The following is a 15,829-nucleotide window of genomic DNA, read 5'->3' as shown; positions in this document are numbered from 1 at the left end:
TAACCAGCATCGGATTGTCGGTGGTTCGTGCGAGGCTGTCGCCATGTTGTCCCGAACCTGGCTCGCCTGGGCCGCCCTGGGCGTCGTGTACGTGGTGTGGGGCTCCACGTACCTCGCCATTCGCTTCACCGTCGAGTCCATCCCGCCGCTGCTGTCCGGCGGTCTCCGCTTCCTGCTCGCGGGCGCCATCCTCGCGCCGATCGTCGCGCTCGTCGCGGGGACCAAGGCGCTGCGGATGACCCGTGCCCAGTTCGGCTCGGCCGTCGCCCTCGGGCTGCTGCTGCCCGCGTTCGGCAACGGGCTGGTGGTCGTGGCCGAGCAGCACGTCGCGTCGGGGCTGGCGGCGCTGCTGGTGGCGTCGGTCCCGTTCTACGTCGCCGTACTGCGTCGGATGCTGGGCGAACGGCCCTCGAAGGTCACCTTCGCCGGCGTCGCGGTCGGGCTGGTCGGGCTGGCGGTGCTGGTGCTGGGCGGGCCGGTGGCGGGCGCGCAGGGGGCGGCGTGGTTCGGGCCGTGGCTGGTGCTGCTGGCGGCGCTGGGCTGGTCTGTCGGCACCGTGTTGAGCACGCGGCTGCCGGTGCCCGCCAACCCGTTCGCGCTGGCCGCCGTCGAGATGCTGGCGGGCGGTCTCGCGCTCACGGTCGCCGGGTTGGTCGCGGGCGAGCGGCTCGACGTCGGCGCGATCACCACGACCTCGTGGTGGGCGTGGGGCTACCTGGTGATCGCCGGGTCGCTGCTCGCGTTCAGCTCGTACGTGTACGTGCTGGGCAGGCTGCCGGTGTCCACGGTCGCGACGTACGCCTACGTCAACCCGGTCATCGCGGTGCTGCTCGGCGTCGCGTTCGCGGGGGAGCGGTTCGGCGTGGCGCAGTTCGCGGGCGGGGCCATCGTGTTGGTCGCGGTGGTGCTGGTCGTGCGCGCGGAGCGGCGGCCCGCGCCGGAATTGTCGGTGGGTCCTGGCAGTATCCCGGAACCGTGCGAGGTACACCGATGACCGAGATCATCACAGCCGCCGCCGCGCGTCGGACCGCCCTGGCCGCCCAGGGGTTCGCCGACGCGCGGCCCACTGGCGCGCCCTCGCGCAGGCACCTGCAGCGGGTGCTCTCGCGCGTCCAGTTGCTCCAGCTCGACTCGGTGAACGTGGCCGTGCGGGCGCACTACATGCCGGTGTTCTCCCGCCTCGGACCGTACGACCCGGCCCTGGTGGACGACGCGGCCTGGTCGTCCAGCGCCCGCAGGCCCCGGCTGCTGGTCGAATACTGGGCGCACGAGGCGAGCCTCATCCCGGTGGCCGACTGGCCGCTGCTGCGGTGGCGCATGCGGCGCTACGAACACCGCTACGTCCACCACCTCCGCGCCCTCGCCGAACGTTCGCCCGGCCTGCTGGACGACGTGTTGGCGACTGTGAAAGACCTCGGCCCGGTCGGCGCGGGCGCCCTGGAGACCGCGCTCGGCGGCCCCCGCGCGCCCAAGGCCGCGGGCGGCTGGTGGAACCGCTCGGACGTCAAACACGCCTGCGAGTGGCTGTTCGCCGTCGGCGAGCTGACAACGGGCACCCGGCGCGGCTTCCAGCGCCTCTACGACCTCCCCGAGCGCGTCCTGCCGCCCGAGGTGTACAACGCGCCGCCCGTGGACGACGATGAGGCCGCCCGCCAGTTGACGCTGCGCGCCGCCGTCGCGCACGGTGTCGGCACCGAGAAAGACCTGCGCGACTACTACCGGCTGGAGCCCGCCCGCTCCCAGCGGGCGGTCGCCGAGCTGGTCGAGGAGGGACTGCTGGACGCCGTCACGGTGGCGGGTTGGCGCCATCCCGCGTACCGCCATGTCGACGCGCGCACCCCGCGCAAGGTCGCCTGCCGGGCGCTGCTGTGCCCGTTCGACCCGCTGATCTGGGAGCGCGACCGCACCGAGCGGATCTTCGACTTCCGCTACCGGATCGAGATCTACGTCCCCGAACCCAAGCGGACCTACGGCTACTACGTCTTCCCGTTCCTGCTCGACGGCGACCTGGTGGCCCGGGTCGACCTCAAGGCCGACCGCGCGGCCGGGGTGCTGCGGGTGCGGGGGGCGTTCGCCGAGTCGGGTGTGGACACCGCTCGGGTGGTGGCCGAGCTGGGGGCCGAGCTGCGCACGATGGCGTCCTGGCTGGAGCTGGACGGCGTGCACGTGGGGGAGCGGGGTGATCTGGCCGGAGCCTTGGGCGCAGCCGTGTGACAGCACAGGTGACAGCACGAATGACGGCGCTTGTGTCGACTTGTGACAGCACTTGGTGTCATGGATTCCTTGAATGATGTCGCGATCGATGTCATGGTGGTGTCATGGACCTGAGCCCGTACATCACGTCATTGCGTGAAGACCTGACGACAACCGCCTCCGCGGGCGACGAGAACACCCGTCGCGCGGCGGCCGTGCTGGCCGTCGCCGTGGAGCCCGCCGCCCGGCTGGCGATCATGAACGCGCTGGCCGACCTCGCCGCCGAGATCACCGCGACGCTGCCCGATCACGTGGTCGACGTCCGTCTCGACGGCCGCGACGTCCGCGTGGTGGTCACCGGTACGGCAGGCAGGGCCGCCGAGGAGCCCACGCCGCCTCCGCCACCCCCGCCGCCCCACGGCGACGCGGGCGACATGAGTCGGATGACGCTGCGGCTGTTCGAGGAGCTCAAGGCGAAGGCCGAGCGCGCCGCGTCGTCGCAGGGGGTCTCGCTCAACACGTTCGTGCAGCAGGCCGTGCAGGGCGCGCTGGGCAGCCACGGCAAGGGCTGGGGCGGTTCGTCGTCCGGGTCGGCGTCCTCGGAGGCGTCGTCCTCGTCGTCGGACTCCGACCGGGGTTCGCGAGTGCGCGGGTGGTACGAGGGATGAGCGAGCCGTCCGCAGTGGTGCGCAACCAGAGCTTCGACGCCGACCACCCGATCGAGATCAGCGTGCTGACCGGCTCCGGCCGCATCGACGTGCACCTGGTAGACGAGCCGGGGGTGGCGGTCGAGGTGCGCCACGCGCCCGACAGCGCCAGCCCGTGGATGGACGGCATCTCCAACCTGGTGACCTGGTTCAGCGGCCAACTCGGCGAGCAGGGCGCGGCCGACCCGGCGAGCGAGGCCGTGCGCCAGACCCGCGTCGAGTTCGCCGACGGCAGGCTCGTCGTGCGGTCGCCCAAGGCGATGCAGCTTCGCAACGTGCCCATCGCGGTGACGGTCCGCGCGCCGCACGGGTCGCAGGTGTCGGCCCGCACCGGTGCCGCCGCGGTCGCCACGACCGGCACCGCGGGCCGGGTCGACGTGCTCACGGGGTCGGGCGAGGTGACCGTCGAGGGTGCCGAGGGCGCTGTCCAGGTGACCACCGGCACCGGCCAGGTTCGCGTCGGCCCCGCACCCGCCGGCCTGCGCGTCCGCACGGGCGGCGGCGACGTGTCCGCCGCCGAGGTCGAGGGCGCCGCGTCGATCGTCACCGGCAGCGGCGACGTCTGGCTGGGCGTGGTGTCGGGCGACGTCATGGTCCGCACCGGAACCGGCGACGTCACCATCGCCGACGCGGTCTTCGGCAAGCTCGACCTCACCACGGGCTCCGGCACGGTGAAGGTCGGCGTCCGCGCGGGTTCCCCCGCCGAGATCGACCTCTCCTCGGGCTGCGGCGATGCCCGCAGCGAGCTGCCCCTGTCGGACGAGCGGCCAGTCGCGCCGCCCAGCCTGCGCGTGCGCGGCCGGACGGGTTCTGGTTCGGCCCTGGTCACGGGCACCTTGACGTAGCTGACGGTTTAGACGGCACCCGGTGTGCGAGTGTCGACGGTGAGGTGCTTCTCGGACAGTGTCCGCAGGAAGTCGTCGGCGTCGAACAGTTCGCCCGCGGCGGCCACACCGGGGGCCGTGAACCGGCCTTCGACCAGCCGTTCGGCCGCCTCGACCACGATCGGGGCCGTGATCGCGTAGATGTCGCGGCCCCGCGCGGTCATGCCGCGCCGCTCGTCGCCGCGGCGGGCGACCACCTCCACCAGGAACGTCTGCGCCGAGCGGCCACTGTCGTCGGCGGCTGTGGGACCCGGGGTGGCGGGATCGCTCAGATCCCTGATCGGCGCGACGTTGAGGTAGGCGTGGATGTCTCGCACGCGGAGGTGCCGCGCGATGGTGACCACGTCCACAGTGGACAGTTCGCCGACGACGTCCTGCGCGCCGACCGGCGCCGGGAACTCCCAGGTCGTGTGGGGCGGCGAGGACTCGCCGGAGCGCACCACCAGCCGCCCGTTCGCGAAGACGACCCGCCTGCCCGCCCGGCGCTGCCCCGCCAGCCGCGTTCCCCGTGTCGGCAGCCAACTGTCGAGGGCGACGGCGACGGTGATGTCGTCGGCCGACGCCCAGGTTCCCATGGCAGCCGTGGCCAAGAGGTCCCCCAGCGCGCCGAAGAACCCCATCGACGGCGCGACAACGAGTCCCGCGTCCCGCGCGCGGGCCGCGTACCGCTCGAAGGTGTCGATCGCGACCAGGGACTCGCCGGTCACATCCAGATAGTGGATGCCCGCGCGGAACGCGGCCTCGACCACCGCGGGTGTCGTGTCCGCGAACGGTCCAGCGCAGTTGATGACCGCGGCGGCCCCGGCAAGCGCGTTGTCGAGGGACTCAGGATCGTCGGCCGACGCGACGCGGACCTCGCGGCCGGGGTGCGCTCGACGCAGCTTCGCCTCATCCCGACCAGCGAGAATGGGCGTCCACCCGCGGTCGAGCAGCTCGGCGACGACGAAACCGGCGGTGTGGCCGTACGCGCCGAAGACGGCGATCGCGCGACTCGGCGCGGCGGGCGTGGTGGTCATGACCGCCATGATGCGCGACCGGTTCGCCGGTACCTATCGTTTCAGGTCCAGCTAAAGCAAGGACGCTCTCGTGGTGGCGATCGGGTTCTCGGCGGGCGGTGTCGCGCGCATCCGCTTCGCGGTCTCGTGCCTGTGGGAGGTTGTCGCCAGTGTCCGGGTGCTGCGCGGCGCGGGCACCCACGTCATGCACTCCTCCTGGGTGAACCGTGTGCGTCCCCGAGTCGCGGGTGGAAACTCTCTGCTCTGGAACCTCATCCCGCCCGCGCCCGACTACCTGCCGGACTTCCTCACCCCGCCGCCGCTGGGCCTCACCCCCGACCTCGACGCCGAGTTGGCCGTGCTGACCGCCACCGCGCCCGACGTCGTCCGCGCTCACCTCGACCTCTACGGCTCGCCGCTCGTCGGCGACCTCTACGCGGACCCCGAGGCCGGTCTGCGCCTGCTGGCAGACGAGATCGCGGCGTACTGGGAGTCGGCCCTGGCCGACGACTGGCCGCGGATCGTGGCCCTGCTCGACGCCGAGGTGTTCCGCGGGTCCCGGCTGCTCGCGGAGAACGGCGCCGGCGAGCTGCTCAACGACCTGCACGACACCGTCCACTGGGACGGCGACACCCTCTCGATCGCCCAGCGCCACTGCACCGCCGCGCAGGTGCCGGACGGGTCGGGACTGGTCCTCGTGCCCTCGGTCTTCGTATGGCCGTCCGTCCTGAGCGTGTCGGCGGGCGAGTCGCCGCAGCTCGCCTACCCGGCGCGCGGTATCGCGACCCTGTGGGCCGACCCGCCGGACCCGACCGACCCGCTGAGCGCGGTCCTCGGCCGGTCGCGCGCCCGGCTGCTCGCCGAGATGGACACCCCGACGTCCACCACCGAACTCGCGCGCCGCACCGGGATGTCCGCGGGCGGCGCGTCGCAGCACCTCGCCGCGCTGCGCGCCGCCGGTCTGGTGACCAGTCACCGACAGGGAAAGCGGGTGCTCAGCGCCCGCACGACGCTGGCGGACGCCCTGCTGTCCAGGGGGTTAGGCTGACCGCCGGATCGGGTCAGCGAGGCAAAGGACGGGTACGTGACCGAGACGGTGTCGCCGAAGGTGCTGCTCATCGCGAAAACGGAGTTCTTCGCGCCGTCGGACGTGCCGTGGTCGACCGACGCGGACGGCGGCGAGGCGCTGGCCGAGTTCGCGGGCCGCGCGTGCTACCAGTCCTGGAAGAAGCCGAACCCGGCGACCGCGACCAACGCCGGCTACATCAACCACATCATCGAGGTCGGCCACCTGTCCGTGCTGGAGCACGGCAGCGTGACCTTCTACCTCACCGGCGTCTCCCGCTCGCTCACCCACGAGCTGATCCGCCACCGGCACTTCTCCTACTCGCAGCTCTCCCAGCGCTACGTGCCCGAGAAGTCGGCGTCGATGGTCGAGCCGGACGTCATCGCCGACGATCCCGTGCTGCACGCCAAGTTCCTCGCCGCCGCGCAGGCCAGCCAGGACGCCTACAACGAGCTGCTGGCCGGGCTGGAGGAGAAGTTCGCCGACGTGCCCAGCGCGACGCTGCGCAAGAAGCAGGCCCGCCAGGCCGCCCGCGCGATCCTGCCCAACGCCACCGAGACGCGCATCGTGGTCACCGGCAACTACCGGGCCTGGCGCCACTTCATCGCCATGCGCGCCACCGAGCACGCCGACGTGGAGATCCGCGGGCTGGCCGTGGAATGCCTGCGCCAGTTGCAGAAGGCGGCGGCGAACGTGTTCGCCGACTTCACCATCTCCGCGCTGGCCGACGGCACCGAGGTCGCCTCCAGCCCGCTCGTGGCCGAGGGCTGAGGCGCGTGAAACGACTCGTCGTCGACGTCATCGACGGCGACTACGCCGTGTCCCGGCTCCCCGCCGGGACGGCCGTGTCGCCCGACCTGTTCACCCTGCCGGGGCTGGTCTCGGTCACCAGCACGCCCGACGAGGTGTCGGTGATCTCGCCCGCCGGGCACGCCCCCGCGGGCGGGCAGACCGACGCAGGATGGCGCGTGCTCACCGTGCGCGGACCGCTGGCGTTCAGCCTGACCGGCGTCATCGCCTCGCTGGCTGGATCGCTCGCCGCGGCGGGGGTGCCGCTGTTCGCGGTGTCCACCTTCGACACCGACCACATCCTGGTGCACGACGCCGATCTGGGCCGGGCGGTCGCCGCGCTGCGCGAGGCCGGACACGAAGTACCCACCAGCGGCGACTGAATGAGCGGAACGCCAGCCGATCCGACGGGGTACCACTAGGATTCCGGCGGCTGGAGGAGGTAGACGGTGTCGGAGCACGGACCCACCGTGGCGCACGGACCCCGAGTGGTCGCGGGACGCTACGCCATCCTCAACGAGCTCGGCCGCGGCGGCATGGGCGTGGTCTGGCTGGCCGAGGACAAGATGATCGGGCGGCACGTCGCGATCAAGGAGCTGCACCTGCCCGAGGGTGTGCCCACGAGCGAGCGGCAGGTCTTCGAGGAGCGCGTGCTGCGCGAGGCGCGCACCGCGGGCAGGCTCAACGACCCGGCCGTGGTCACGGTGTACGACGTGGTGCAGGAGTCCGGCGCCACCTACATCGTGATGGAGCTGATCCAGGCGCCGACACTGTCCGATGTGGTCCGTGAGCGCGGCCCGCTGCCCGCCGACCAGGTGGCCAAGCTCGCCGAGCAGTTGCTCTCCGCGCTGGAGTCGGCGCACCAGGCCGGGATCGTGCACCGCGACGTCAAGCCGAGCAACATCATGCTCGCCGCGAACGGCCGCGCGAAGCTCACCGACTTCGGCATCGCCCAGTCTCTCGACGACCCGCGGCTCACCAGCAGCGGCATGCTCATCGGCTCGCCGACCTACATGGCGCCCGAACGCATCCGCGGCGAGGAGGCCGGGTCCGGTTCGGACCTGTGGGCGCTGGGTGCGGTGCTGTTCTTCGCCATCGAGGGCTACTCGCCGTTCGAGCGCACCACCACGGCGGCCACCATGCACTCGATTCTCAGCGAGGTGCCCTACCTGACCCGCGCGCAGGGCGCCCTGGCCTCGGTGATCACCGGCCTGATGATCACTACGCCGCAGGCCCGGCTCACCGCGGCGCAGGTCCGCGGCCTGCTGCCGCACGTGCAGTCGGGCCCGCCGACCGGCCCCACCGCCATGGGCAACCTGGCCACCGCGTACTACCCGCACCAGAACCCCACCCACGCGGTGCCTGCACCCGGGACGAAGGGCGTCAACCGGACTGTCGCGCTCGTCCTGGCCGCCGTCCTCGCCGTGGGTGCGGGCGTCGGCGGGTTCTTCCTGCACAAGGGCATCACGTCGACCGGCGCGGGCAGCGAGACGGTCGCGGCCAAGAGGTACACCTACGGTTCGGGCGGCGACATCCGCGAATTCGGCGTGTCCGACGGCTACTGCGGCCAGGGCAGGTTGCAGATCGACGCCGCCTTCGACAACGGCACCGACTGCCGCAAGCCGTTCGACTTCCAGGTCTACGGCTACATCGAGCCGATGAACTCGTCCACCAAGTGGGCCTACCTGCGCCCTGAACTGGAAACCCTCGGCGACAGCTACTGCGCGTGGCTGTTCGGCACGGACCGGGTCAAGAGCGGCGAGAACAAGAACCTGCTCACCTACGCGGTCCTCCTGCCGTCCCAGCAGACCTGGGAGGCCGAGTCCAGCGACGGCGGCGACCGCACCGTGTTCTGCGTGCTCACCCGCAAGGACGGCGCCCTGCTCACCCAGTCCCAGGTCGCCGCATCCAAGTGAGCTACCGCCCGGTACGGTTGCCGCCATGAGTGTGGCCAAGGACGAACGCGCGCGGCTCAGCGACCTGTTCACCGAGGTCGGACCGGACGCCCCCACCCTGTGCGGCGACTGGACGACCCGCGACCTCGCGGCGCACCTCGTCGTCCGCGAGCGCAGGCTTGACGCGGTCCCCGGCCTCGCGTTCAAGCCGATGGAGGGCTACCTGCGGCGCGCGCAGGACGGCTACGCCGCCAAGCCGTGGCCCGAGCTGGTCGACCTGGTGCGCGGCGGCCCGCCGCTGATCTCCCCCTACACCCTCGGCTTCGTCGACGACCTGATCAACACCCCGGAGTTCTTCATCCACCACGAGGACGTCCGCCGCGCCGCCCCCGGCTGGGAGCCACGCCCGGCGGACGCCACTCGCGACAGTGCACTGTGGACGACCATCGGCCGGGCGGCGCGGCTGCTGTTCCGCAAGAGCCCGGTCGGTGTGGTGTTGCGCACGGTGGCGGGCAAGGAGATCACCGCGAAGCGCGGCCCGGACACGGTCACCATCGTGGCTGAGCCAGGGGAGCTGTTGCTGTTCGGTTACGGCCGGAACGAGTCCCGTGTGGACTTCGAGGGTGGTCAGGCGTCGATCGGTGTCGTGCGGGGGCTCAGCCGCGGCGTTTAGTACCCGGCAGCGGGTGCTTCAGATATCCGTCGGCGAAGAACAGGGTCGAGCCGCACCCCTGACACACGTAGGCGTGTTGGACCCAGGGGCGCATCGAGGACTCCACCACCCCGCCCATCAGCCCTTTCTCGCCGAGCAGGATGCCGATCTCACCGTGGTAGCGCCGCTTGCGCAGGCAGTTCGGGCAGTCGAGGTCGATCGCGTGCGCTCGGCGTACGGACTCCGTGTCGTTGGCGGTGGCTTGTTTGGCCGTCTGGTCGAGGTAATGGGCGGCCTCGGCCAGGGTCAGCTCCCGCTCGTGCTTCACCGCGTCGGCCATCCACGTCTTGACGGCCACCTCGGCCCGCGAGCGGCGCACCGGGAGCATCCCGCGCAGGCCGCCGGGGTTGCGGAACACGATGCGCACGTCGCTCTCGCCCGCCGGGGCGCCGCGCAGCACGCGGATCCGCCAGGGGTCCTCGTCGCCGGGCGGCTCGGTTTCGAAGATCGGTTCGGCCATGCCGAAACGGTAGCGTCCGGGTGTTCCCGGCAGGTCCGAACGCGCCGAACCGCAGGTGGCGAGCGTCACGGAGGCGGCCAACGGGTAGCGTCAGCACCATGACCGCATGTCCCACCGCCGCCCCGGGCAGACCGTTCGGCCGGGTGCTCACCGCCATGGTCAGCCCGTTCGACGCCGCCGGGGCGGTCGATCTCGACCGCGCGCAGGCCCTCGCCCAGTACCTCGTCGAGCAGGGCAACGACGGCCTGGTCGTCAGCGGCACGACCGGCGAATCGCCGACCACCTCCGACCAGGAGAAGGCTGACCTCGTCCGGGCGGTGGTGGCCGCGGTGGGCGACCGGGCCACGGTGGTCGCGGCGGTCGGCACGTACGACACCGCGCACTCGGTGCGCCTGGCCCGCGACGCCGAGCGGGCGGGCGCGCACGGCCTGCTCGTGGTCACCCCGTACTACTCGCGGCCCCCGCAGGCCGGGCTGCTCGCACACTTCCGGGCCGTCGCCGACGCCACCGGCCTGCCGGTGATGCTCTACGACATCCCGTCGCGCTCGGTCGTGCCCATCGAGGTCGACACGCTGCGCAGGCTCGCCGAACACCCCCGCATCGTGGCCGTCAAGGACGCCAAGGGCGACCTGCTCGCCGGCAGCCAGGTCCTCGCCAGCACCGACCTGGCCTACTACTCCGGCGACGACGCGCTGAACCTGCCGTGGCTCTCCGTCGGCGGCGTCGGCTTCGTCAGCGTCATCGGGCACGTCGTCGCCGATCACCTTCGGTCCATGATGGACAGTTACGAGAACGGCGAAGTCGCCCGCGCCCGCGAGATCCACAATGGACTGCTGCCGGTCCTGCGCGCGTTCAGCCGGGTCGGCGGCGTGATCTTCGGCAAGGCCGCACTTCGGTTGTGCGGCCACGACGCGGGCGACCCGCGGCTGCCGCTGCCGCCCGCCACCGCCGAGCAGATCCGGGTCATCGCGGGCGACCTTCTGGAGGCGGGCGTGCCGCTCGCGCAGGCCGTCGACGCGCACTCGTCCGACCCGGCGACCGCGCGCGTGGCCCATGTCGACGCGAACGCCGCCTACATCACCATGACAACCCAAACCAGCACCGGGACGGTTCACCAGTGAGCGAAATGCCCTCGTCGGGTAAGCGGACAACCACCCAGCCGCCCCCGTTGCCCGACGGCGGCCTGCGCGTCGTCGCGCTCGGCGGGATCGGGGAGATCGGCCGCAACATGACGGTCTTCGAGTTCGGCGGGCGGCTGCTCATCGTCGACTGCGGCGTGCTCTTCCCCGAGGACCAGCAGCCCGGCGTCGACCTGATCCTGCCCGACTTCCGGGCCATCGAGGACCGGCTGCACCAGATCGACGCGCTCGTGCTCACCCACGGCCACGAGGACCACATCGGCGCCGTGCCGTTCCTGCTGCGGCTGCGGCCCGACCTGCCCGTGGTGGGGTCGCGGTTCACCCTCGCGCTGGTCGCCGCCAAGTGCAAGGAGCACCGGCTCAACCCGGTGCTGCGCGAGGTCAAGGAAGGCGAGACCTGCGCGTACGGGGAGTTCGACTGCGAGTTCTTCGCGGTCAACCACTCCATCCCCGACGCGCTCGCCGTCGCCATTCGCACGCCGGCGGGCGTCGTGCTGCACACCGGCGACATCAAGCTCGACCAGCTCCCGCTCGACGGCAGGCTGACCGACCTCGCGGGCTTCTCCCGCCTGGGCGACGAGGGCGTGGACCTGTTCCTGGTCGACTCCACCAACGCCGAGGTGCCCGGGTTCGTCATCTCCGAGCGCGAGATCGGCCCGGTGATCGACGGCGTCATCGCGCGCGCCGAGCAGCGGGTCATCGTGGCCTGCTTCGCCAGCCACGTGCACCGCGTGCAACAGGTGCTCGACGTCGCCGTCGAACACGGCAGGCGGGTCGCGCTGGTGGGCCGGTCCATGGTGCGCAACATGGGCATCGCGGCCGACTTGGGCCTGCTCAACGTGCCGCCGAAGCTGCTCGTCAACCTCGACGAGGCCATGGCCATGCGCGGCGACGAGGTGCTGTTCGTCTCCACCGGTTCGCAAGGCGAGCCCCTCTCGGCGCTCTCCCGCATGGCGCGCGGCGAGCACCGGCAGATATCCATCCGCGCGGGCGACACAGTGATCCTGGCCAGCTCGCTCATCCCGGGCAACGAGAACGCGGTGTTCGGCGTCGTCAACGGCCTGGTGCGGCTCGGCGCGCACGTGGTGCACCAGGGCAACGCGAAGGTGCACGTCTCCGGCCACGCGCCCGCGGGCGAACTCCTGTTCCTCTACAACGCCGTGCGCCCCAGCAACGTCATGCCCGTGCACGGCGAATGGCGCCACCTGCGGGCGAACGCCGCGCTGGCCGTGCAGACCGGCGTGCCCGCCGACCGCGTGGTGATCGCCGAGGACGGCGTCGTGGTCGACATGATCGACGGCCGCGCCGAGATCTCCGGCCGCGTCGAGGTCGGACACGTCTATGTGGACGGTCTGTCCGTCGGCGACGTCGGCGAGTCCACTTTGTCCGATCGGCTTGTGTTGGGAGAGGGCGGTTTCATCTCCATCACCGTCGTGGTCGACTCCACCACCGGCCGTGCGGTGTCCGCGCCCACAGTGTCCGGCCGCGGCTTCTCCGACGACCCGAAGGCCCTCGACGGGGTGGTGTCGCTGGTGGAGATGGAGCTGTCGCACACCGAGTCCGAAGGCATCGTCGACCCGCACCGCATAGCCCAGTCCGTCCGCCGCGTGGTGGGCCGCTGGGTGGCCGACACCTACCGCAGGCGGCCGATGATCGTGCCCACGGTGATCCCGGTCTGACCTTCGGCCGCGTCCTTGCCGGGCATCGGTGCGAAGTGTTCGGCGGTCTCGTCGAGCATCTGCAGGGTGCCGGTCGCGATGTCGAAGAACAGGCCGACCAGCCGCACGCTCACGTCGACCGACGGGATCTTTCGCAGGGCGTCGAGTTGGACGGCGACGTTGACCATGGCGAGTTGGTCGACCTCCGCCCAGCCCTCGGCGGCGGCCCGCGTGCCCAGCGGGTGACCTGACCGCCAGGCGTCGAGGGTGGGGGTGGCCCAGCGCAGCCAGCGGCCCACCGGGTCGTCGGTGCCGCGGTCTGCCAGCAGGGCGGTCATCGCGCCGCAGTTGGAGTGGCCGCAGACCATCAGGGTCGGCACCCGCAGGTGGTCGACGGCGTACTGCACGCCCGCGTGCACCGACAGGTCGCCCGACTCGCGCGGGTCGGGGACGAGGTTGCCGACGTTGCGCACGGTGAACAGATCGCCGGGGCCCGAGGTGGTGATCACGTTCGGCATGATCCGGGCGTCGGCGCAGGTCAGGAACAGGGCGTGCGGGTGCTGCGCGGTGGCGAGCCCGCGCAGTCGCGGGCGCGGCATGGGCGCGCCGCGCCGGTGATCCTCGCCGGCACCCGCGACCGGCGGTCGCCCGTGGTCCTCGCCGCGGGACTGCCGCGGGATGACGGGCTCGTCCTGCCAGTGCGACCACGGCGAGAACCAGAGCCGCCCGGGGCCCGCGCCGATCTCGTCCACCACGACCGTGCCGCCGGTGTGCTCGTGTTGGCGCCGCCAACCGGACAGGTGCTCGAAGGCGGCGTGGTCGAGGTAGTCGACCACCAGTTCCAGGCGCACCTCGCTGCCGTCAGGCACCTGCGCGAGCACCCGGGACAGCCGCGGCACCGACAGGAAGCTCAGCTTGCCCTCGACGACCACCGCGCACGTACCGTCGGCGCCGGGCTCGACGCGCACCCGCGCCCACACGACCCGGCGCAGCGTGCCGAGCAGGGCCGCCGCCAGCCCGATCAGCACGCCTTCCAGCAGGTTCAGCGCGACCACGCCGACCACCGTGACCAGGTAGACCGGCAGCTCGCCGTGCCGCCGAGCCGCGCCGATGTCGGCGGGGTTGACCAGCTTGAGCCCGATGACGATCAGCAGACCGGCCAGCGCCGCCAGTGGGACGCTCTCCACCAGCCCGACCAACAACACCGTGAACAGCAGCACCCACAGCCCGTGCAGCACGGTCGACGCGCGGGTCCGCGCGCCCGCGCGCACGTTGGTCGAGCCGCGCACGATTACCCCGGTGATCGGCAGGCCGCCGAGCAGGCCGGACGCGATGTTGGCGCTGCCCTGGCCGACCAGCTCCCGGTTGAAGTCGGTGCGGTGGCCCGGGCGCAGCCTGTCGACGGAGACGGCCGACAGCAGGCTCTCCACGCTCGCGACAAGTGTCACCGTCAGTACGCCGACCGCGAACGCGAACCAGTCGCCGGTCGGCAGGTCCGGCAGGTGGATGGCCGACAGCGGCGACTCGGGCAGCCGCACTCGGGCCACGTCGAGCGGGATCACCACGGTGGCGACCGTGGCCAGCACGATCGCGACCAGCGGCCCGGGCACCGCGCGCAGCCGGGCGGGCAGCCTGCGCCACACCAGCAGCAGCACGATCACCAGCAGGCCGACCAGCACGGCGGGTCCGTGCAGGCCGAGCACCTGCCCTGGCAGGTCGCGCACGTTCGCCCAGGCGGTGGCCCCGGCCGCGCCGCCGAGCAGCACGTGCACCTGGCCCAGGACGATGGTGACGCCGATGCCCGCGAGCATGGCGTGCACGACGGTGGGGGAGACGGCGAGCGCCGCGCGGCCGATCCGGCAGGCGCCGAGCGCGATTTGGAGCACGCCCGCGCACACGGTGATCGCGCAGGTCACGGTCCAGCCGAACTGGGTGATCAGCTCCGCGACGACCACCGTCAGCCCGGCCGCCGGGCCGCTGACCTGCAACGGAGAGCCGCCGAGCACGCCGGCGACCACGCCGCCGACGACAGCCGCGATCAGCCCGGCGAGGACCGGCGCGCCGGACGCGGCGGCGATGCCGAGCGACAGCGGGACCGCGACGAGGAAGACGACGAGCGAGGCGGGAACGTCGTGTCGGGCGTCCTCGGCGAGCCACCGCCGCGGCCGGGGTGGTGCGTGGGCGGGTGCGCTCATCGGAACCTCCGGGGATCGGGACTGGGGTTCTGGCGCGCCGTCGCACCGTCACCTGAACCAGCGCGATGCACACATGGTGACTGATCGACCACGATGTGTCGCGTTAGGTAAACGGTCCTTTACGGAATCGGGTTCCGGGGGCGGGCGAGGTTCACCCCACCGGGTCACCCGGCATCGGCTCCGCCGGGGTGACCGGCCCGCGCGTGGCGAGCTGCACCAGGGCCGCGCCGGACAACAGGATCGCCATGCCCGCGATCTGCACCGGGGACAGGGTTTCGCCGAGCGCGAGCCACGCCAGCACGGTGGCCACGATGGGCTCGGTCAAGGCCAGCACACTGGCCACTGTGGACGGCAGGTAGCGCAGCGAGGTGATGCTCAGCGAGTAGGCCAGCGCCGTGCTGACGAGCGCGACCACGATCAGCAGCACCCACACCGGCGGCTGCCACGGCCCGAACTCCGCGGGCGCGGTGAGCACCGCCGCGGGCAGCGTCCACGGCGGTGCGACGACGAACACGCCGAGCGCGCCGATCACCATGCCCCAGGTGACCATCCCGATCGGGTGGTGCTCGCTCGCGCCGCGCTCGCCGAGCAGGTAGTAGGTCGCCGAGCACAACGCGGCGCCGATGCCCGCGAGCAGGCCGATAGCGTCGAGCCGCAGGCCCTCCCAGACCTGCGCGACCATCGCCAGGCCCGCGAGCGCGAGCACCGTGCCCGCCCAGGACAGCGCGGGCAGCCGCACGTGCCGGACGAAGCGCACCCACAGCGCCACCAGGATAGGCGAGGTGTACTCCAGCAGCATCGCGATGCCCACCGGCAGCCGAGACACCGCGACGAAGAACAACACCTGCACCGCCGCGACGCCGACCAGGCCGTAGGCGACGAGCAGCCGCCACTGGTCGCGCCGCACGCGCAGCACGGCGGGCTTGATCAGGACAACCCCGACGAGCAGGACGGCCGCCGCGAGCCCGACGCGGCCGGTCGCGACCTGTTCCGGGGTGAGCCCGGCCTGCATGGCCGGTTTGGCGAGGGGTCCCGAACTTCCGAAGGCCGCGGAGGCCAGCACGATGTACGCGGTGCCGCGACCGCGGTGGGACCGCGGCGGCGTAACCGGCTTGACGAGTTCGGTAGTCACGGTG

The 15,829-nt window shown here is 72.2% G+C and carries 15 protein-coding genes; 11 read left to right on the top strand and 4 right to left on the bottom strand.

The window, feature by feature from the left end:
• The first annotated feature begins 43 nt into the window (after positions 1-43).
• From ACT4N7_RS21480 to ACT4N7_RS21465, 4 genes are all read left to right on the top strand, one after another.
• Positions 44-994, top strand: coding sequence for an EamA family transporter (locus ACT4N7_RS21480; protein WP_444830596.1), 951 nt, complete (start codon positions 44-46; stop codon positions 992-994).
• Complete coding sequence (locus ACT4N7_RS21475; protein ID WP_444830595.1) at positions 991-2,214, top strand: winged helix-turn-helix domain-containing protein; 1,224 nt, start codon at positions 991-993, stop codon at positions 2,212-2,214. The genes ACT4N7_RS21480 and ACT4N7_RS21475 overlap by 4 nt, the downstream gene beginning before the upstream one ends.
• A gap of 104 nt (positions 2,215-2,318) precedes the next feature.
• Positions 2,319-2,861, top strand: coding sequence for a toxin-antitoxin system HicB family antitoxin (locus ACT4N7_RS21470; RefSeq protein WP_444830594.1), 543 nt, complete (start codon positions 2,319-2,321; stop codon positions 2,859-2,861).
• Positions 2,858-3,745 carry a DUF4097 family beta strand repeat-containing protein gene (locus ACT4N7_RS21465; RefSeq protein ID WP_444830593.1) on the top strand — a complete coding sequence of 296 codons (888 nt, stop codon included), beginning with the start codon at positions 2,858-2,860 and terminating at the stop codon, positions 3,743-3,745. The genes ACT4N7_RS21470 and ACT4N7_RS21465 overlap by 4 nt, the downstream gene beginning before the upstream one ends.
• Positions 3,746-3,753: 8 nt before the next feature.
• Here the strand turns inward: ACT4N7_RS21465 and ACT4N7_RS21460 are convergent, their stop codons facing one another.
• Complete coding sequence (locus ACT4N7_RS21460; protein ID WP_444830592.1) at positions 3,754-4,800, bottom strand: saccharopine dehydrogenase family protein; 1,047 nt, start codon at positions 4,798-4,800, stop codon at positions 3,754-3,756.
• Between the two features lie 70 nt (positions 4,801-4,870).
• Here ACT4N7_RS21460 and ACT4N7_RS21455 point away from each other — a divergent pair, with 70 nt between their 5' ends.
• The 5 genes from ACT4N7_RS21455 to ACT4N7_RS21435 all read left to right on the top strand — a co-directional run bounded on the left by ACT4N7_RS21455 (position 4,871) and on the right by ACT4N7_RS21435 (position 9,202).
• On the top strand, positions 4,871-5,827 hold the full coding sequence (locus tag ACT4N7_RS21455) for a DUF5937 family protein (RefSeq protein ID WP_444830591.1): 957 nt from the start codon (positions 4,871-4,873) through the stop codon (positions 5,825-5,827).
• A gap of 36 nt (positions 5,828-5,863) precedes the next feature.
• The gene (gene thyX, locus ACT4N7_RS21450) at positions 5,864-6,616 is read left to right on the top strand and encodes an FAD-dependent thymidylate synthase (RefSeq protein ID WP_444830590.1); all 753 of its coding nucleotides are present in this window, start codon (positions 5,864-5,866) and stop codon (positions 6,614-6,616) included.
• Positions 6,617-6,621: 5 nt separating this feature from the next.
• Positions 6,622-7,017, top strand: coding sequence for an ACT domain-containing protein (locus tag ACT4N7_RS21445; protein ID WP_444830589.1), 396 nt, complete (start codon positions 6,622-6,624; stop codon positions 7,015-7,017).
• 66 nt (positions 7,018-7,083) lie between these two features.
• Entirely contained in the window at positions 7,084-8,550 is a 1,467-nt protein-coding gene (locus tag ACT4N7_RS21440) for a serine/threonine-protein kinase (RefSeq protein ID WP_444830588.1), read from the top strand.
• Between the two features lie 25 nt (positions 8,551-8,575).
• Positions 8,576-9,202 carry a TIGR03085 family metal-binding protein gene (locus ACT4N7_RS21435; RefSeq protein WP_444830587.1) on the top strand — a complete coding sequence of 209 codons (627 nt, stop codon included), beginning with the start codon at positions 8,576-8,578 and terminating at the stop codon, positions 9,200-9,202.
• Here the strand turns inward: ACT4N7_RS21435 and ACT4N7_RS21430 are convergent.
• The gene (locus ACT4N7_RS21430) at positions 9,186-9,701 is read right to left on the bottom strand and encodes a hypothetical protein (protein WP_444830586.1); all 516 of its coding nucleotides are present in this window, start codon (positions 9,699-9,701) and stop codon (positions 9,186-9,188) included. The two genes, ACT4N7_RS21435 and ACT4N7_RS21430, sit on opposite strands and share 17 nt — an antisense overlap.
• 98 nt (positions 9,702-9,799) lie before the next feature.
• On the opposite strand from ACT4N7_RS21430, the gene dapA reads away from it, so the two are divergent.
• Positions 9,800-10,822: a 4-hydroxy-tetrahydrodipicolinate synthase gene (gene dapA / locus ACT4N7_RS21425; RefSeq protein WP_444830585.1), complete on the top strand. Its 1,023-nt coding sequence runs from the start codon at positions 9,800-9,802 to the stop codon at positions 10,820-10,822.
• 5 nt (positions 10,823-10,827) lie between these two features.
• On the top strand, positions 10,828-12,519 hold the full coding sequence (locus ACT4N7_RS21420) for a ribonuclease J (RefSeq protein ID WP_444830642.1): 1,692 nt from the start codon (positions 10,828-10,830) through the stop codon (positions 12,517-12,519).
• On the opposite strand, the gene ACT4N7_RS21415 is transcribed toward ACT4N7_RS21420, so the two are convergent.
• Together ACT4N7_RS21415 and ACT4N7_RS21410 are read right to left on the bottom strand one after the other, a co-directional pair.
• Complete coding sequence (locus ACT4N7_RS21415; RefSeq protein WP_444830584.1) at positions 12,474-14,693, bottom strand: SulP family inorganic anion transporter; 2,220 nt, start codon at positions 14,691-14,693, stop codon at positions 12,474-12,476. The genes ACT4N7_RS21420 and ACT4N7_RS21415 overlap by 46 nt on opposite strands.
• Before the next feature lie 151 nt (positions 14,694-14,844).
• Positions 14,845-15,825 carry an EamA family transporter gene (locus tag ACT4N7_RS21410; protein ID WP_444830583.1) on the bottom strand — a complete coding sequence of 327 codons (981 nt, stop codon included), beginning with the start codon at positions 15,823-15,825 and terminating at the stop codon, positions 14,845-14,847.
• Positions 15,826-15,829 lie beyond the last annotated feature (4 nt).

This window comes from Actinokineospora sp., from assembly GCF_052390155.1.
Taxonomy (GTDB): domain Bacteria; phylum Actinomycetota; class Actinomycetes; order Mycobacteriales; family Pseudonocardiaceae; genus Actinokineospora.
Note: the sequence above shows the minus strand (reverse complement) of the source record. Positions and strands in the feature narration are given on the sequence as shown.